This is a genomic window from Deltaproteobacteria bacterium, from assembly GCA_016208165.1.
In the GTDB taxonomy this organism is placed as follows: Bacteria; Desulfobacterota; Desulfarculia; order JACQYL01; family JACQYL01; genus JACQYL01.
Genome location: JACQYL010000071.1, coordinates 45519 through 64367, shown reverse-complemented (window position 1 = coordinate 64367; position 18849 = coordinate 45519). Strand labels below are relative to the sequence as shown.

Below are 18849 nucleotides of genomic sequence, written 5' to 3'. Positions count from 1 at the left end.
CCGTTCGAATGTTCGATACGTTGGATCACTATATAATAAGATGTGTTGATCGACGTCAAGAAATTTCTACCGAACGTTCGCTTTTTTTCTTGATCGGGATCCGACACGGGGATACAATTTAACACATCTGCCGGCCCGATGAATTCCATCTTCCTTCATCGCTCCCCAGGTCTCTTGGCGAACCATGAAACTACTCGCGTGTGTCAAACAGATTCTTGACTTTGAAGCCGCCGTCCCTAGGGATACGCGTGCGCACGCGATCACGCCCGGAGGGACGACTCCCACCAAGGTGAACCCATTCGACCTGTTTGCCGTTGAGGAATGTCTCCGTCTCAAAGATACCATCCCGGCAACCACCGTCGACGTTGTTTCCGTGGGTCCGAACCGGGCCGCTGATGCCCTGAGGAAAGCACTGGGCATGGGAGCGGACCGGGGTATCCACATCTCCACGACCGGGGAAGCGGAACCGAGCCCTTTCACCGTCGCCTGCCGGATCGCCTCGTATGCACGGAAGGCGTCCTACGACCTCATTGTCACCGGCATGATGACGGAGGACGGCATGCATGCCCAGGTGGGACCGATCATTGCGGAAATGCTCTCCCGTCCCTGCGCCATAGCAGCCGTCGTTCTGGACCCATCCATCGAGAAGAAACGGGTCTACGTGGAAAAGGAAGTGGAGGGCGGGATGCGAATCGAGGCGGAACTCGAGTTACCGGCCGTGGTGGCGGTACAGATCGGCGTCGGCAAGCCGCGGTATCCCTCGCTGTCGAACATTCTGCGCGCAAAGAACCAGGAACTGGAGATCGTGGATGCGGGATCGTTCGAGCAGCCTGCACCCCGTGACGTTGTCTTGCGCCTGCACCCTCCCCGAAAATCGCGCTCCGGAACGATCCTGCAGGGGACAGGAGAACAAAAAGCCGTCGAACTCCTGAATTTCCTGCGCGGAAAAGCGCTTCTTTGAAGGTCTTGAAATCATGAGCCGGAACGTCGTGGTGGTTGTCGAGCATCATGAAGGTAAACTCAGGCCCGTCACAAGGGATTTGATGGCCTGCGCCTCGATACTCCGGCGTCTCCTGTCCGGCCGAATAACGGCGGTGATCCTCGGGCGCGACATCGCCGGCCTGGCGCATGAAACGGCCGGGATGTACGGCGTTTCCGTCCTTGGAATCGAAAATCCGGCGCTCCGCGACTACAATGGCGAACATTGGAAAAGCGCTCTGAAAGGAGTTCTTGCCGATCTTGCTCCGTCCTACGTGTGTGTCGGTCATACCCTCGAAGGCATGGAATTCGCTCCCGGCCTCTCAGTGACGCTCGGGGCGGCATGTGTTACGGGAATAGAACACGTCGGCGGCGATCCGAGTCGGGTCCTTCTCACCCGATCGATCCATGGCGGAAAGCTCCTCGCCGAGGTCACCCCATGTGTTGAAACCACTGTACTTACGGTGCAGCCGGGATCCTTCTCCGGATTTCCATTTGGGGCGAACGCGCCCGGCGCCGTCGAACTCCGATCCGTATCGATCCCCCCTTCGTCCTCGCGCACAGTGGGTATTAAAAGGTCCAAAGATCGGAATACCGCATTGGCGGATGCCGATGTCATTGTGGCGGCCGGGAAGGGGATCGGCAAGAGGGAAAATATTGAACTGGTGAAACGATTGGCGGCCCTGTTCCCCAAATCCGCTGTCGCCGGCTCCAGGTGGGTAGTAGACGCAGGATGGATGGAGCACAAACAGCAGGTGGGTCTCACCGGGGCCACCGTAAAGCCAAAGCTCTACATTGCTTGCGGCATATCCGGAGCATCGCAACACATTGTGGGGATGAGAGAATCGGAATTCGTTGTTGCCATAAACAAAGATCCGTACGCGGCGATTTTCAAGTTCGCCGATGTCTGTATTGTCGAAGATCTGACATCCTTCATCCCGGTCCTGATCGATCGGTATGAAAAACAAGTCAGGAATGAATGCATTCCCACAGCGTCTTGACAGCCCGTTGAAACGGCCGGGTTGTTACAGGCCGTTGAAAAACGCGATTTACGGTGTTGCTCTTCATCCCTCGTCACTGCGACGTACTCTATGTACGTCGACCCAACCGACCTGAAAGGAGCGTTTTCATGATCGAGCCGATACGTGAGAACCTGTTTCGCATGGAAATCCCTCTCCCGGAAAGCCCACTCAAGTTCACGAATTCGTATGTCATACTGGATCCGGAAAGGAATCTGGTGATCGATACGGGCTTCAATCGGCCGGAATGTTTGGACGCCATGACGCGAGGCCTCAAGGAGCTCGACGTGGATCTTCAGAGGACCGATCTTCTCATCACGCACCTTCATGCGGATCATTTCGGACTTGCCGCGAAACTGGCGTCCGATACCTCCAGGATCTACTTCAATCGGCCCGACGCGGAAGCCATGCAGAATCTGGGAGACTGGGAGCCTATCATAACCTACGCGGCCATGAACGGGTTTCCTGAAGACGGGCTTCGGTCTCTCATCAGCAATCATCCCGGCATCAAATACGGCCCTGAATTCATCCCCGAGCTGACGTTCCTGGACGACGGCGACACGATCCGTGCCGGAGGCTACCTGCTCCTGTGCATACAGACGCCCGGCCACACCAGGGGTCATATTTGTCTGTATGAGCAGGATAAGAGGATCCTGTTTTCAGGGGACCATATCCTTCACGACATCACTCCCAACATCCAGTGCTGGTGGGACCACGAGAACCCCTTGAAAAACTACCTGTCGAGCCTCGAGAGAGTCCAAGAGATGGAAGTAGATCTGGTATTGCCCGGCCACAGGAGGCGTTTCACGGACTGCAGGGGGCGCATCCTGGAGTTGAAAGAACATCATCGGAATCGCGTCGAGGAGGTCATGGAGATCCTTGCCCGGGGACCGAAAAACGCCTATGGAGCAGCTTCCTACATGACGTGGGATATTGCCTGCGACTCGTGGGAGCAGTTCCCCGTAGCGCAGAAATGGTTCGCCACCGGCGAGGCCATTTCCCACCTGAGATTCCTCGAGGAGGAAGGGCGGGTCGTCAGAGAAACGGGAACCCCAACCATCACCTACAAACTCGGTTCTTCCTTGTAGAGAACCTTCGCACGCTGCCTCGGAATCCCATGCCGGCCGTTTCGCCGGAGTTCTTCCGGAGCCCCGACCGTTCATGCGAAAACAGAGCTTGTAAGTGTTCACGGGAGGAAAACTTTTGAAAAAGTTTTCCTCCCGTACCCTCCTTTAAAAACTTCTCAGCTCGGCGCCACCCCTGCGGGAGGCGCCCACAGGGTAATTGCCGCGTGGGGGAAGTCTTTGAGCCTGCACCCCCAAATGCCCTCTGAACAGATACCAGAGCTTTTCCTTTTTAGACCACCTCTACGGCGTGATCCTGCCCCAACAGAAGAGACCGGGATATCTGAGACCTGTCGGAAGGGCGGTTTCATTGGAGAGCCGGCCGGAACAGGGAACTGCGGTCCTGGTTGTATTGCCCATCGCTTCGGAGACGTGACGGATCCGGAACGTCGCTGTGTCAAGATGTAACAGATCAGAATGTGCAGGCGCAAAGCTCCTGAATGGGGCTCGATCACCCTGGAGCGGCCGCAACAGAAAGAACGCAGATCCTGCATCCTTACCTAGCGGAACTCTTTCCCGCTCCGCCTCCTCCTAAACACGGTAAGCGGCCCGGAGGAGGCTCCCGGATCGGGACCCCGCCATCCGCTACCCTTCGGACAGCTTCTGCACGCGGATGGGGCGTTTCTCCAATTGTTGACCCGCCTTGCTCATAATCAGGCTTTTCAGGCTGTCTTTCGCCTTTTTGGCGTCGTCTCTGGACAAATAATAAGACCGGATGCCCTGGATCTCTGAATACACCTCGTCAACAGGCTTCCAGTGATTCTTATCGATCTTGACTTCAACCGCGTACATGGCTTCAGCCCGCCGCACGGCGAGTAAACACACATCCCCCAGTTCCTTCTCCAAAGCGCGTATCTTTTCCAACTGTTCTGCCGTGAGTTCGGGAAACTGACTCATTGTCGTGCTCCGATCATACTCCGTATCGATGTTCAGGCTACCGCACGTTCGGATGGCTCCGCATAACGGAACCGGGAATAGGGGATATTGTATTTGGAGATTTTGTACTGAATGATCCGCTTGGTGGTGCCCAGCGACTCGGCCGCTTTGGTCTGATTACCATTGCATGCTTTCAATGCGTCCGTAATCAGTTCCATCTCGTAAGCGGCCACCAATTGTTTCAATTCGCCTCTGGGGACATCATGCTCGGAACCCGACTTAACCTGCAGCGTAGGGGGAAGGTGCTGCGCCTCGATGACGTCTCCTCTAGCCAGAAGCACCGCCCGTTCCATGCAGTTCTCCAACTCCCGCACATTGCCCGGCCAGCGGTAGGTGGTAAGGAGATCGATGGCCGAGGTTGAAATCCGGTGTATGTTCTTGCCCATGTTGCCGGCGTACTTTTCCGCGAAATAGTCGGCCAGCAAAAGGATGTCGGCGCCGCGTTCCCTCAGGGCAGGGGCCATGATGGGAAACACGTTAAGACGATAATAGAGATCCGATCGGAACCGGCCCTGCTCCATAAGCACCATCAGATCCTGATTGGTGGCGGCGATAACGCGGACGTCCACCTTGATCGTCTTCGACGAGCCCACCCGTTGGATTTCTCCTTCCTGAAGCACTCGAAGCACTTTGGCTTGAGCCAGAGGGGAGAGTTCTCCCACTTCGTCGAGAAAGATCGTGCCCCCTTCGGCGAGTTCGAAACGTCCGGGATTGGACGAGACCGCACCGGTAAATGCTCCCTTGGTATGCCCGAAAAGCTCGCTTTCGATCAGGCTGTCCGGCAGAGCGGCGCAGTTTACCTTTACGAACGGGCCGTCCCTTCTCGAACTGAGATTGTGGATGGTTTCGGCGACGAGTTCCTTGCCGGTTCCGGTCTCTCCGCTGATCAGAACCGTGGCGCGACTGTCGGCCACCTGGCTGATAAGAACGTTGATTTCCTTCATGCGCTTGGAATTGCCGATCATATTGCCGTCCAGAGGCCGCGTTTGAGAAAACAATTCTTTGAGTCGAGCGTTTTCTTCCACCACGGACCGTGTGAACACTTTTCGGGCAATGAGTTCAGCCACGGCCGAGAGGAAGCGGACTTCGGCCCCCAGATCGGCTACCAATCTCGATAGTTTGTCGGTGGAAAGCACTCCGACCACATTGTCTTCGTATACAATGGGTACGCAGATGAAGGCCAGTTCGGTACGATCGACGGTCCGGCGCGCTCCGGTCCGGTCCAGGAAAAGCGGTTCCTTGTCCAGGTCATAGAAAGCCATGGGGCGGCCGGTTTTTGCCACGCGGCCGGTGACCCCCTCGCCCAACAAATAGCGACCGCGGAACTGCGCGTCCGGACTCAATCCGTGCCCCACCACCAGATGGACTTCGTCGAGATCCCTCCGGAGCACGGAGATCATGCCCCGCTCGAGGCCCATTCCTTGTTTGAGCAGATCCAACACGTGTCGGAAGCAAGACTCGAGGTCTTCCGAGGTATTGATGGCTCGGGCCACGCGATACAGGGTTTCCAGTTCTTCTTTGCGAAACGATTCTTGGTTCAATTCATATTCCATAAGGACGAACTCTACTACAAAAATGTATCGAAGTAAAGAAGCGATACAAAAATGTTTCTTCACTGTTTGGCGGTCCGGAGCCTTTAATGGGCTAATTGGTTGAAATGGTTTGCTTACTCCCCATCAACCGCAATGGCATATTAATTGCTCATATGTAGCGCATACTCGGAACAGAGAGGCATCAGGGTCCGTGGAAACGAATCTGTTTCAATGAAAACGGCTCCCGCGTACGCCCCTCATCCGGCTTTCCTCTTGCCCCAGAGCGATACAGGAGCGCCTTCGTTTTGCCTGTGAGTTTGTAATTATGGCCGAGATGAGTTAGGAATTCAAACATATGGGTAGAAGGGGAGCCTGTATCACCGGCTCTCCATTTTTTTTGAACGTTTTCGTATGATCCTGGCTATGATGGAAAGACGGAAGCCGTTGCCGCCGCGCAGTGAATGCCGGTCCCGGCTGCCGCGAGAAATATAACGGAGTGTAAAATGTGTCGCTTGTTTGCTGTTACGTCCGATGCGCCGTTATCTCCCATGAGAGCCGTCGACGCTCTAAACGTCATGAAAGAAGGTCACGACGGTTCGGGCGTCGGGTTGTTCATGACCGGTCTGGGAGGCGAACTCGAGAGATACAAGAACTTGCCGATCCTGTCCGGAATCGTCACGTCACGGGGTCTCGAGAAGGTGGACCAGTGCATGTCCGAAAAGGGTTTCACGCCTTTGCACCAGGTTTCGTTCGAAAGGGGCGCTTCATTGTCCCCCTTTACGCCCAAACGGGAAATGTACCTGGTTCGCGTGTACGATACGCCCAAAAACCTGGAATGGGATGTGCTGACGGAACAGGAGCGTCAGGACCGATACATCGAGATCCGCCTGGCCCTCCGGGAAATGGGCTTAGCGGACGAATCCATCATCGCGTACTCTTTTTGGCCGGACGCGGTCATGATCAAAGAAATTGGCGATCCGGTGGAGGTGGCGCGGTACCTCGGGTTGGATCGGGAGGGCCTGTCCGCCAGGATCATTCTGGCGCAGGGCCGCCAGAATACCAACTACGCCATTACCTTATACGCCTGCCATCCGTTTTTTGTCCAAGGTTACGCCACGATGACCAACGGGGAGAACACGGCGTTTGGTCCGATCCGGGAATTCCTCTCATCCAGAAGAGTTCCCGGATATGTGGGATACGAATCCGACTCAGAGGTGTTTACTCATATTCTCCATTACGTGCACAGGCGGTTGGGGCTGAATCTGGAAACGTACAAGCACGTCATAACGCCTTTGAAGGACGAATCGTTGAGCGCTCATCCGGATGGGGAGGAACTGCGCAAACTGAAACACGTGATGCGCCCCCTGATCATTGACGGGCCCAATTGCGTCATCGGATGTCTGCCGGATCATACGCTGCTCATGGTGCAGGACAGCAAAAAGCTGCGTCCGGGCGTATGCGGAGGGCGGCCGGGCCGGTTCGTGTTCTCCTCGGAGATGTGCGGTCTGGAGTATATGGTTCCGAATCGCGATAAGACCAGGGACATACAGCCCATGGGCGCGGACATGGTCACGGTTGGCGAGGATGGAAAGGAGATGCGGCTTTGGAGCCAATGGGATCGATATACATTAACCCGAGCAGCCTGAGCGTTAAGGATCTGCCTTGGCAGATCTACTGGGATAAGGAGAAGTGCACCCTCTGCGGACGGTGTACTTCGGTATGCCCCGTACGGGCCATCGAGATGGGCGTCTTCCGAAAAAGAATCGTAAACGTGGACGTCAACGACAGAAGCGCGGCCTCCAATGTGTATACCATCTATTACGGGATCAAACAGCAGACCGAGGTGGCTCGGGCATGCATCGGATGCGCCATGTGCGATCTGGTTTGTCCCAATCGCGCGATCTATCCTCTTCGGTCCGATGAAATGGACAAGTTGCGGTTTCACATCGATCAGGGCGGTGAGCCCAGGAAGCGGGGCGGCCGGCGTAACTCGCCCGGCACACTGCTGGACCAGATCAAGTTCACCCGCATATCGATGCTGACGGACCCGGCTCTGGATGCGGGGCGTCACGAATTTGAACTGAGGACCCTCCTGGGCCGTATCCTGCCGCCGGAAGACATGCTTTCTCATGTGGAAGAGCACGGATGGAGCCTTCCTGTCCGGGAGATCTATCCGCTGATCATCGGCAGCATGTCGTTCGGAGCCCTGTCCCCCACGATGTGGGAAGGCCTGCAGATGGGCATCGCGTATCTCAACGAAGAGCTCGGTATGCCGGTGCGTATGGCCAGCGGCGAAGGCGGGGTTCCGCCCCGTTTCCTGAGATCGCGATTCCTGAAGTACATGATTCTGCAGATTGCGAGCGGGTATTTCGGTTGGGACGAGATTCTGCACGCCATTCCTGAAATGAAAGAGGATCCGTGCGCGGTGGAGATCAAATACGGGCAGGGCGCCAAACCCGGCGATGGCGGATTGCTGATGTGGTACAAAGTGAACAAGCTCATTTCAGCCATAAGAGGCGTACCCGTGGGGGTCAGCCTCCCCAGCCCGCCTACGCATCAGACCAAATACTCGATCGAGGAATCCGTGGCCAAGATGATCCAATCCATGTATATGGCCTGGGGATTCCGAGTACCGGTCTATCCGAAGATATCGGCTACGAAGACCACCCTGGCCGTGCTGAACAACCTGGCCAGGAACACGTTCGCCGCCGGTCTGGCCGTGGACGGAGAAGACGGCGGTACGGGCGCGGCGTATAATGTGTCTCTCAACGCCACGGGACATCCCATCGCCAGTAACATCCGGGACGCTTATTTGACGCTGGCCCACATCGGAAAGCAGAACGAACTGCCGTTGTTTGCGGCGGGTGGGGTCGGAAAAAGCGGCAATCCGGCGTCCAATGCGGCTGCCTTGATCATGCTCGGCGCCAGTGCGGTTCAAGTGGGCAAGGTCGTCATGCAGGCTTCGGCCGGTTGTCTGGGTTCAGAGGGGGATCGTTGCAACATCTGCAATGTCGGGCTTTGTCCCAAGGGAATCACCTCTCAGGATCCTCGAATTTACCGGAGGCTGAATCCCGAACATGTGGCGGAACGGCTGGTCGATATGTTTGTCTCTTTTGATACGGAGCTTAAGAAAATCGTGGCTCCGCTCGGTCGTTCGACCTCTCTGCCCATCGGTATGTCGGACGCTTTGGGTATCGCGGATGCAAACGCGGCCGAACGATTAAAGATCTCTTATGTTTGCTAGCACCGAGGAAGTAAATAGATCGTGAAGCAAGAGCTTTATGTGATAAAGGGATTCATTGAAGGCGAGCGGATATCTACCCGCGCCCTGGAGGAGGAAATTCAGGAAGCGCTGAACAACGGCGAGCGCCGGCTCCAAGTGGCCGCCCACGGCCAACATGGCATCGGGGGGCGACTCTGGCGGGCCGGAGATCAGGAGGTCTATCTTCAGGTTACCGGCTATCCCGGGCAGCGTCTTGGCTCCATGGGTTTTCCGAATACGCGCATTGAATGCATGGGCCCGGCGTCGGACGATACCGGCTGGCTGAATGTGGGCGCGGAAATCACCGTCCACGGGAACGCCACCAATGGGACGGCCAATGCCATGGCCCAGGGTCGTGTCTACGTGGGTGGAAAGATCGGCGCCCGCGGAATGACCATGACCAAACACAATCCGCGCTTCGACTCGCCCGAGTTATGGGTATTGGGATCCGCCGGCGACTCTTTTGCGGAATTCATGGCGGGCGGAATCGCGGTTATATGCGGCGTGGAACCGCACGATCCCGAGCATGTGCTGGGATATCGGCCTTGCGTGGGCATGGTGGGCGGGAAGATCTTTTTCCGGGGGCGGCAGGCATCGTTCAGCGAACACGACGCTAAACTCGTTGACGTGGATGAAGACCACTGGACATGGCTGGAAACGCGCTTGCCCGTGTTCTTGCAGAAGATTCACCGTGCGGACCTGTCGGAAACCTTGCTGAATCGAAGGGAATGGCGGCTACTGGTTGCGAGGACGCCTTTCGAAAAGAAGGAGAAAGCGCGCCGCCCCATGGCTAATTTCCGGCGGCAGGTCTGGGAAGCGGAGCTCGGGAAGGGGGGAATGATCGGCGATCTCGTTGAAGAGGCCGGACAGATCCCCCTGATCGTAACCGGTGATCTTCGACGATACAGACCTACATGGGACCATGCCAAGGCGATGCCGCCCTGCCAGTTCAGTTGTCCGAGCGGGATTCCGGTGCATCGTCGCTGGGCCCTGATTCGAGAGGGCAAGGTTCAGGAAGCTTTAGACCTGTCCCTCAACTATACCCCCCTGCCGGCCACGGTTTGCGGCTACCTGTGCCCGAACCTGTGCATGCAAAGCTGCACTCGGGGTGAAAACCTCATGGAGCCGGTAAATGTAACGACGCTCGGGCAGGCCAGTGTAAACGCCGTTCCTCCCGCAACCGAGCCGCCTACCGGCCATGAGATTGCGGTTATAGGAAGCGGGCCCGGAGGGTTGTCCGTGGCCTGGCAGTTGGCGCTTAAAGGACACAGGGTCACTGTGGTGGACAGGGAGCAGAGCATCGGAGGGAAGATTCACCTGGTCATCCCCGAAGAAAGGATACCGCAGGACGTCCTGGACGCGGAGTTGCATCGTATGCATGGCGTCATCGCCGAGTTCAGGATGGGTGTCGAGGTCACGGCCGAGTCCTTCGACCGCATGAAACAGCAGTATGAATACATCGTAATTGCTACGGGAGCCCATGCGCCAAGAACTCTTCCCATCCCCGGTGGAGAGCGGATCGTGAATTCTCTTGAATTCCTTCGAAAAGCCAGGTCCGGGGGCCTCCTCGATGTCGGAAAGAGCGTCGTGGTCATCGGCGCCGGAAACGTGGGCTGCGACGCGGCCGCTCAAGCCGGACGATACGGGGCCGAGAGCATCGCATTGGCGGACATCCAGGAGCCCGCTTCGTTTGGCAAGGAACGCAGGGCCGCGGAAGCGGCGGGCGCCCGCTTCATCTGGCCGAAATTTGTGGAAAAAGTCGACAAGGAAGCAGTATGGTTTACGGATGGGGATCGCCTGCCCGCGGACACGGTAATCATGGCCATCGGTGACGTTCCGGTCTTGGAATTCATTCCGGAAAAGATTAAAACGGAACGTGGTTTCATCCTGGTGGACGACACGTTTCAAACCACGGATCCTCAGGTGTTTGCCATCGGCGACGTGGTAAAACCCGGCCTGATAACGGATGCCATCGGCATGGGGAGAGTGGCCGCCGAAAAAATCGACGCTTTGACCAAAGGCCGGGAGTACGTGGCGCCGAAAAAGGAAAAGGTCGATACCTCGTTTGTGAAACCGTTTTATTTCGAAGCCAAAGCGGTCGAAGGAGATCTCACGTCTCAGGCCCGCTCTTGCGCATCGTGTGGCGCTTGCCGCGACTGTGGAATTTGTCAGACCATTTGTCCCATGACCGCCATCGACCGGAAAGAGGAGAAGGGGGAACCCATTCTTTCCGTGATTGCGGAGAGGTGTATAGGCTGCGGTTTCTGCGTGGCTGCATGCCCCTGCGGAATTTGGCATTTGAGGGAAAACGAGCTGTCCGGCTGATTGAAAGGGCATGTCTTGCGTATCGCGATGGTTCAGACCGACCCGGTGGTAGGGGATCTGGATAAGAATTCGGAATTGATCCGGGAGGGCATCCGTGACGCCCGCGAACTGGGTTGCCGGCTGGTCCTGTTTCCGGAGTTGAGTCTGGTGGGATATCCGTTGCGGGATTTGCTGGAACGGACCGCATTCGTCGAGGCCAACCTTCGGGCCCTGGAAGCCCTGATCCCCGAAACCAGGGGGATCGCCGCTCTCATCGGATACGTGGCGCGGAATCCCAGGAGTTCCGGAAAGCCGAACATCAATGCGCTGGCCCTGGTTGATGACGGTAGGTTTGTGGCTCAAGGCGGCAAGAACCTGCTTCCTTCCTACGATGTGTTCGATGAAACGCGTTACTTCGAGCCGTTCGGATCCCCGCTGATCTACAAGCTCGACGGCTTGCGTATCGGGTTCACCGTATGCGAGGACGTATGGAACGACAAAGACTTTTGGAAGCGGCCCATTTACAGGGAAGATCCCGTCCAGGATCTCTGCCAAAGGGGAATTGACCTCCTTGTGAACGTCTCGGCCTCTCCTTATTACAAAGGCAAGATCTCCTTCCGGGAGCGTATGCTGGCCGCTCTGGCCCGAAAATACAAAGTGCCCTTCCTCTACCTGAATCAGGTGGGTGGGATGGACGAACTGCTGTTTGACGGCGTCAGCATGGCGTTCGACAGAGAGGGAACTCTTACGGCCAGGGCCGCGGAGTTCGAGTCCGACCTCGTTGTCTGGGACAGTGATACCGACGGAGGGGAGATTCGGGAACGGTCCGATAATGAAGAGGCGTCCGTCCTTAAGGCCTTGGAAATGGGGCTCAGGGATTATGTTCAGAAGTGCGGTTTTCGCAGGGCCCTTGTCGGGCTGAGCGGCGGCGTCGATTCGTCCCTGGTGGCGTGCATTGCGGCTCGGGCGCTGGGAGCGGGAAACGTGCTTGGGGTCGGCATGCCCTCACCGTACACGTCGGAGATGAGTAAAGAGGACGCCCGGACTCTGGCCCGGAACTTGGGCATTCGATTCGAAGAGATACCCATCGGCCCGTTGATGGAATGCTTTGAGAGCACGCTGGCTCCCTATTTCAAAGGGCTGATCGCGGATGTAACCGAAGAGAACGTTCAAGCCCGTATTCGCGGCAACATTCTGATGGCGTTCAGCAACAAATTCGGCTCGTTGCTGCTGTCCACCGGTAACAAGTCGGAAATGTCGGTGGGCTATTGCACGCTCTATGGGGATATGTGCGGAGCTTTGGCGGTCATTGCCGACGTGCCTAAAACCCTGTGCTACGATTTGTGCAGGCGAATCAACGAAGAAAGGGACGTGATCCCCCAACGCGTGCTGACGAGGCCGCCCAGCGCGGAACTCAGGCCGAATCAGCAAGACCAGGACAGTCTGCCTCCATACGAGGTGTTGGACGGCATTCTGTACTCGGCCGTGGAGCTGAACCTGGGTTTAGCGGAAATCGTCGCAAGGGGACACGATGAGAAAACCGTGCGGGAGATGCTGAGAGCCATGGATTTGAGTGAGTATAAACGATGGCAGGCGCCGCCCGTACTGAAGGTGACCACGAGGGCGTTTGGATACGGCCGCCGATATCCCTTGGCCCGTTTGCCGGCCGTGTACTGAGATACGACGGCTTGTTTTTGGGACGGTAAAGGCGAAAACATGTTCGAGGACCTCAAACAATCAAGTGCAACAACCGTGGGCGCCCTATAGTCCCGGGATTCGGACATAGGGTCTTTTCCGAGAGCTGAAACTTAAAAGCTGCGACGATGGACATTCCGGGAACATCCATCGGAATGCAGCGCTTAAGAACACGACACCAAGGAGGGAACAATATGAGTGACAACGCATTAACTCCCAAAGACGTAACACGTATGATAGAGAAAGAAGACGTTAAGATGGTGGATCTCAGATTCATGGACTTTCCGGGCCTTTGGCAGCACTTCTCCGTGCCGCCCAGAGAGATCTCGTTAGAGACGTTCGAAGCGGGTCTGGGGTTCGATGGATCGAGCATCCGCGGCTGGCAAGCCATAAACGAATCGGACATGCTGGTGAAGCCGGTTCCGGAATCGGCGTTTATCGATCCGTTTTTCGAGGCCAAGACGCTGGTCATGATCTGCAACATCTGCGACCCCATTACGGGCGAAGACTATACGCGGGATCCTAGAAATATCGCACGCAAGGCTGAAGCCTATCTGAAAACCACGGGCATCGCGGAGACCGCTTACATTGGTCCGGAAGCCGAATTTTTCATCTTCGACGACGTCCGGTTCGACCAGAACGAACATGAAGGGTACTATCACCTGGATTCCATCGAAGGCCGATGGAATGCCGGGCGAATAGAGAGTCCGAACTTGGGCTACAAGCCCCGCTACAAAGAAGGCTACTTCCCGGTTCCGCCAACGGACAGCCAGCAGGATATCCGAAGTGAGATGGTGTTGCTGTTGGAACAGATCGGGGTCGCCATTGAAGCGCAGCATCATGAAGTGGCCAGCGGCGGCCAGGCCGAGATCGACATGAGGTTCTCGTCCCTGGTAGCTATGGGCGACAAGCTGCTTAAATACAAGTACGTGATCAAGAACGTTGCGAGAAAGCACGGAAAGACCGTGACCTTTATGCCTAAACCGCTGTTCAACGATAACGGAAGCGGAATGCACGTGCACGTGTCTCTCTGGAAGGATGATGTGAATCTGTTCGCAGGAGACAGATACGCCGGTATGTCCGAGATGGCCCTTTACGCCATAGGCGGCGTGTTGAAGCATACCCCTTCTCTGCTGGCGTTTTGCAGCCCTACGACGAACAGCTATAAACGACTGGTGCCGGGTTTCGAGGCTCCCGTTAACCTGGCGTATTCAAGCCGCAACCGAAGCGCAGCGGTGCGTATTCCGATGTACTCGCCAAGCCCTAGCGCCAAACGCTTCGAGTTTCGCTGTCCGGATCCGAGTTGCAACGGTTACCTAGCGTTTTCGGCCATTCTGATGGCTGTGTTGGACGGCATTCAGAACAAGATCGATCCGGGCGAACCGCTGGATAAGGATATTTACGACCTGCCGCCGGAAGAGCTGGCAACGGTTCCGCACACGCCGGGAAGCTTGAGGGAGTCCCTGAACGCTCTCGAGAACGATTACGAATACCTCTTGAAGGGCGACGTGTTTACGCCGGATGTGATTGAAACCTGGATTTCCTACAAGATGAAAAACGAGGTCCAGGCTGTGGATTTGAGACCACATCCGTGGGAATTCGCTCTGTATTACGATATCTGATACACGGGGATTTTCAGGTCCGTGTCAACTTCCCCGGTGAAGAGGAACCGTGCGGGAAATCCGGTGGCCTAGTTTTCCGGACGATATCTGATTCAACACGAGTTCAGGGGACTCCTTGGAACATCAAGGGGTCCCCTTTTCCTTTGGTGCTTCCGGGTGCATCGGGTATAATCACCATTGGAGAACGGGCTATGCCGACCAACGGTTGTTCTATCGCTGAACTGAAGAAACCCGGAAATCATGAAACCCGACGCGAATGAGATAAAGAGCGCCTGTCCCGAAGTCGATGAAGCCTTGGTGGCCGAGCATGTCTCCCGCCTGGACGACCGGTATTTCGAGATCTTCGACGTGAACGAGATCTGCAACCATCTGACGGGGCTCTCCGGCCTTTCGCCGGAACATCCCGTAGAGGTCTTGCTGGAAGACCTGGGTGAATCGCACGTGGATTGCACGGTGCTAGGTTTCGACTACCCTAACCTGTTCTCCCTGCTGGCCGGCGTACTGGCGGGAATGGGATTCAACATTCTATACGGCAACGTGTTCACATATGGATCCGCCTCTCTCGAGGAGCTTCCTAAACGAAAGGGCCGGCAGTTTGGAAGTCCGCGGTCGATTCGGAAGCCGCCGAAACGAAAAATTATCGATCATTTTTTTGGAAGGATCGATACTACGCTTCCTTTTCGGAGTTGGGCTCAGGAGTTCAGATATACGGTCGAGGCGGTTCTGCTCGAGCTCGAGAATGGGAGCGGGGAGGCCGTAGTTCGGGCGAAGCAACTCGTCAACGAGATGGTGGTGAAGAAACTGGCCAGTCGCCGATTTGCCGCCAATCCGGTTCTCTATCCCGTTGAAATCGACATTGACAACGTCAGCGGCCCCTACACCCGTATGAAAGTGGTGTCCGAGGATACGATCGCGTTCTTGTACACCCTGACCGCCGCTCTCTCCTTTAACAAAATCTCCATTGAACAGGTTAAAATACGAACCACGGACGGACGGATAGAAGACGAAATTGATTTTGTGGACGTCCGGAATCGTAAAATCGAAGATCCGAATATTCTCGATCAGATCCGGTTGTCCGTCTTGCTCACCAAGCAATTCACCTATTTCCTGGAAAAGGCCCCTGACGCGCATACCGCTTTGAGCCGTTTCGGACACCTGGTCGAGGACGTATTGCGTCTGCCCAAAGAAGGGAAGTGGCTCGAACTGCTTTCGAACCCGGAAACCTTGAAAGATCTGGCGAGGCTTCTGGGAGCCAGCACCTATCTGTGGGAGGACTTCATCCGGCTTCAATACGAGACGTTGCTTCCCATGCTGAAGCCCCAGATGAAAGGTCACAGCCTAAGCCATCCCTCGAAGACGCTGCCCCATCGGCTTTCCGAAGCACTGAAAGGGATTTCCGATGTCGGGCGGCAACGCAAGCAGTTGAATGCCTTCAAGGATCGAGAACTCTTTCTTATCGATCTGGACTACATTCTGGAAACAGGTATGGATTTTCGGGCGTTCTCCGAAAAGCTGACCCGTCTTGCCGAGAGCGTGGTGAATGCAGCCGCCAGGCTCACGTATGGCCACCTGGTCCGGCGCTTCGGGGTTCCCCGGACCGTGGGCGGCATCGAAACCGAATATGCTATCATGGGACTTGGCAAGGTGGGGGGGACGGCTCTGGGATACGCATCCGACATTGAATTGCTGTTTGTCTACAGCGATAACGGTCGGACGGACGGAGACGAGCCCCTGGAAAACTCTGAATTCTTTGACCGATTTGTCAAAGGGATCAGGGAGTTTATTCAGGCAAAACGTGAAGGCATTTTCCGGCTCGATCTGAGACTTCGCCCCTATGGGAACGATGGGCCGTTGGCCTGCAGCTTGGAGAGCTTTTCCCGCTATTATGCCAAAGGAGGACCCGCTCACGCTTATGAGCGGCTGGCGCTGGTACGCCTCCGGACCATCGGTGGAAACGGAGCCCTGGGGTCCCGGCTGGAACGAATCCGGGACCAGATTGTATACGTATCGGACAGCGTGGACGTGCAAGAAGTATTGAAATTGAGGAAAAAACAGTGCGACGTGAAGGTGCGCGGTGACTATTTGAACGCGAAATTCAGTCCAGGCGGTCTAGTGGACCTGGAATACGCCGTGCAGATCCTACAGGTGATGTACGGGGAGGAGCTGCCTTCCCTCAGGACGGCCAGTATCCACGAGGCCCTGTGCGCCTTGTCCGACGAAGCGCTCCTGACTCCCCAGGACGCCGTCCGTCTCTTGGAAGCCTACGGTTTCTTCCGCAAGCTCATCAACGGCCTGCGCATGCTTCGTGGCTCGGCGGAGGATCTGGTTGTTCCGTCTCCGGGTTCGGAGGAATTCGCCCATCTGGCCCGGCGAATGGGATACGAGAGAGGAGGAGCCCTGGGCCCGGCTCACCAGCTCCGCATACACTTCGAAACGCATACCGCTGCGGTGCGCGCCTTCGTTGAACGGCATTTCGGCCGTGAATCGCTTCCGGATGTTCGCGTCGGGGGAGTGGCCGACCTGGTGCTCTCGGAAGACCCCTCTGCGGACCTCCGCAATCGCATTCTCGAGGATTCAGGCTTTAAGGACGTGGAACGGGCCTACGTGAATATTCGAAATCTGTCCGGTACCGGAAGCCGCCAGGACGCCTTTGCCCGTCTGGCCATACTAGCCTTCGACATGCTTCGCAATACGCCTGACCCCGATATGGCGTTGAACAACCTGGAGCGATATATGCGCATGGTGGCGAGCCCGGAGTCCAGATACCGTCAGCTGCTATCTCAGCCTATGCGGCTCGATGTGTTGTTGAGGATACTCGCAGGAAGCCAGTTCCTGGCGGATACGGTGATTCGCGATCCCGGCCTCATGGACTGGTTGACCGTGCCGAAGAACTTGTACGAAACCCGAAAAAAGGCGGATCTGGAAGAGGAGCTTAGAATCTTCCGGTCGGCCGGTCCGAATCAAAAGGAATGGCTCAAGGAGCTTAGGAGACTGAGAACGAGGGAACTGCTACGCATCGGAACCCGGGATATGGTGTTCAATGTTTCCACGAAGGTTATCACCCATGAGCTATCCATCCTGGCCGAAGCGCTGGTTCGGGTCGCCCTCGAAAACGTATGGGAGACGTTGCAGGAACAGGGCCGAATTCCGGACGATACCCTGCCTCCACGGGAACGGCTCTGCGTGTTGGCGCTGGGCAAATTGGGTGGAGACGAACTGAATTACAGTTCGGACATCGACCTGCTCTCCGTGTTTGACGACTCATCTCCGGGCGGGAAAGACCCGGCCCCGCCGTGGGCAGTGAAAAAGGATCTCTTCGCCCTGGCGGTGGATCGGCTTCGATCGGACCTTTCGTCACACACGGACGCGGGCTATGCGTATCGTGTCGATCTGAGGCTGAGACCTTACGGTCGATCCGGCGAACTGGTGCCGTCCTTATCCAGCCTGGTCAACTACTACCGGCACAAAGCGTCTCCCTGGGAAATACAGGCGCTTTTGAAACTAAGGCCAATTGCCGGGGATATGCGGCTTGGGGATCGAATCATGGAACAGGTCCGGCCCATCTTGATGGAGCGGCGCGACCGGGATGCGGTGGTGGCCTCGATCGAGAAGCTGCGAAAAACAGCCGTGAAGAAGCTCTGGGGAGGCCTCGTGTCGGGCACGGATGTTAAGACCGGCCTGGGCGGACTCCGAGACATCGAGTTTCTCGTTCAGGGTCTCCAACTCATATATGCCTCGGACCATCCCGAACTATTGGGTGGAAACAGTCTGACCGCTCTTGACGCCCTCTGTGAAAGGGGGTTGCTGCCGCAGGACGTCGCGTCCCAACTGAGGGAGGATTACCTATTTCTGAGGCGAGTCGAACACTGCTTACAAATCATGGAGGACCGGCAGATTCACGCAGTGCCCCAGCGCCCGGAAGAACTTACAGCCCTGGCCAAACGAATGCTGGGGGTAAACTCGGATGCGGAAGCGTTCACGGCGCAACTGGACGGATGCCTGCAGCGCGTTCAGAAGGCGTATCGGGAGTTTCTGGCCGGCGAATCGTAAACGGCGGATCGCGAAAGGATCGAGATGGTCCGCGGCCGGTTTTTTTTACCGAACGCCGTGTGTCTGTGGTACACTCGTCCATAGTCGATGAGAGCCCCGTTTGTTGGAGCTGATTCGAGAGTTTGTTGCTGACAAACACATCCTATTCCCGCATAATCAAAAAGGAATACATTCAGGGATCAGCCGTTTGATAGTGTTTTTTAGTCTGAAGGTGAAACGTACCCACACCTATTCAGCACGGAAAGGAGGGATAACGCCTGACAAGGCAACATCATACCCGTAGGACCGACCTATTTGGTTTTCTTACCCGAAACACAGGAGGTTTGG

General features: G+C 56.4%; 11 protein-coding genes. 9 read left to right on the top strand and 2 right to left on the bottom strand.

Annotated elements, in window-relative coordinates; all coding sequences use genetic code 11:
• Window positions 1–184: 184 nt before the first annotated feature.
• The 3 genes from HY788_15000 to HY788_14990 all read left to right on the top strand — a co-directional run bounded on the left by HY788_15000 (window position 185) and on the right by HY788_14990 (window position 3085).
• Window positions 185–961 (top strand): electron transfer flavoprotein subunit beta/FixA family protein, encoded by a 777-nt coding sequence (locus HY788_15000; GenBank protein ID MBI4775455.1) that lies wholly within the window; start codon window positions 185–187, stop codon window positions 959–961.
• A 13-nt stretch (window positions 962–974) separates the two neighbouring features.
• Window positions 975–1979 (top strand): electron transfer flavoprotein subunit alpha/FixB family protein, encoded by a 1005-nt coding sequence (locus tag HY788_14995; GenBank protein MBI4775454.1) that lies wholly within the window; start codon window positions 975–977, stop codon window positions 1977–1979.
• A 128-nt stretch (window positions 1980–2107) separates the two neighbouring features.
• Complete coding sequence (locus HY788_14990; GenBank protein ID MBI4775453.1) at window positions 2108–3085, top strand: MBL fold metallo-hydrolase; 978 nt, start codon at window positions 2108–2110, stop codon at window positions 3083–3085.
• 621 nt (window positions 3086–3706) lie between these two features.
• On the opposite strand, the gene HY788_14985 is transcribed toward HY788_14990, so the two are convergent.
• Window positions 3707–4018, bottom strand: a complete 312-nt coding sequence (locus tag HY788_14985) for a hypothetical protein (GenBank protein MBI4775452.1) — start codon at window positions 4016–4018, stop codon at window positions 3707–3709.
• A 32-nt stretch (window positions 4019–4050) separates the two neighbouring features.
• Window positions 4051–5610, bottom strand: a complete 1560-nt coding sequence (locus HY788_14980) for a sigma 54-interacting transcriptional regulator (GenBank protein ID MBI4775451.1) — start codon at window positions 5608–5610, stop codon at window positions 4051–4053.
• A gap of 482 nt (window positions 5611–6092) precedes the next feature.
• On the opposite strand from HY788_14980, the gene HY788_14975 reads away from it, so the two are divergent.
• The 6 genes from HY788_14975 (at window position 6093) to HY788_14950 (ending at window position 18522) form a co-directional block, all read left to right on the top strand.
• Window positions 6093–7235 (top strand): glutamate synthase, encoded by a 1143-nt coding sequence (locus tag HY788_14975; GenBank protein MBI4775450.1) that lies wholly within the window; start codon window positions 6093–6095, stop codon window positions 7233–7235.
• Window positions 7202–8833 (top strand): 4Fe-4S binding protein, encoded by a 1632-nt coding sequence (locus HY788_14970; GenBank protein MBI4775449.1) that lies wholly within the window; start codon window positions 7202–7204, stop codon window positions 8831–8833. The genes HY788_14975 and HY788_14970 overlap by 34 nt, the downstream gene beginning before the upstream one ends.
• Window positions 8834–8854: 21 nt before the next feature.
• The gene (locus HY788_14965; GenBank protein ID MBI4775448.1) at window positions 8855–11176 is read left to right on the top strand and encodes an FAD-dependent oxidoreductase; all 2322 of its coding nucleotides are present in this window, start codon (window positions 8855–8857) and stop codon (window positions 11174–11176) included.
• A 27-nt stretch (window positions 11177–11203) separates the two neighbouring features.
• Window positions 11204–12832 (top strand): NAD+ synthase, encoded by a 1629-nt coding sequence (locus HY788_14960; GenBank protein MBI4775447.1) that lies wholly within the window; start codon window positions 11204–11206, stop codon window positions 12830–12832.
• A 212-nt stretch (window positions 12833–13044) separates the two neighbouring features.
• The gene (gene glnA, locus HY788_14955; protein ID MBI4775446.1) at window positions 13045–14472 is read left to right on the top strand and encodes a type I glutamate--ammonia ligase; all 1428 of its coding nucleotides are present in this window, start codon (window positions 13045–13047) and stop codon (window positions 14470–14472) included.
• 240 nt (window positions 14473–14712) lie between these two features.
• Entirely contained in the window at window positions 14713–18522 is a 3810-nt protein-coding gene (locus HY788_14950; protein MBI4775445.1) for a glutamate-ammonia-ligase adenylyltransferase, read from the top strand.
• The last annotated feature ends 327 nt before the right edge of the window (window positions 18523–18849 follow it).

Coding starts and splice junctions, on each gene's coding strand:
- HY788_15000 (MBI4775455.1), top strand. CDS start 185: ATGAAACTACTCGCGTGTGTCAAACAGATTCTTGACTTTGAAGCCGCC.
- HY788_14995 (MBI4775454.1), top strand. CDS start 975: ATGAGCCGGAACGTCGTGGTGGTTGTCGAGCATCATGAAGGTAAACTC.
- HY788_14990 (MBI4775453.1), top strand. CDS start 2,108: ATGATCGAGCCGATACGTGAGAACCTGTTTCGCATGGAAATCCCTCTC.
- HY788_14985 (MBI4775452.1), bottom strand. CDS start 4,018: ATGAGTCAGTTTCCCGAACTCACGGCAGAACAGTTGGAAAAGATACGC.
- HY788_14980 (MBI4775451.1), bottom strand. CDS start 5,610: ATGGAATATGAATTGAACCAAGAATCGTTTCGCAAAGAAGAACTGGAA.
- HY788_14975 (MBI4775450.1), top strand. CDS start 6,093: ATGTGTCGCTTGTTTGCTGTTACGTCCGATGCGCCGTTATCTCCCATG.
- HY788_14970 (MBI4775449.1), top strand. CDS start 7,202: ATGGGATCGATATACATTAACCCGAGCAGCCTGAGCGTTAAGGATCTG.
- HY788_14960 (MBI4775447.1), top strand. CDS start 11,204: ATGGTTCAGACCGACCCGGTGGTAGGGGATCTGGATAAGAATTCGGAA.
- glnA (MBI4775446.1), top strand. CDS start 13,045: ATGAGTGACAACGCATTAACTCCCAAAGACGTAACACGTATGATAGAG.
- HY788_14950 (MBI4775445.1), top strand. CDS start 14,713: ATGAAACCCGACGCGAATGAGATAAAGAGCGCCTGTCCCGAAGTCGAT.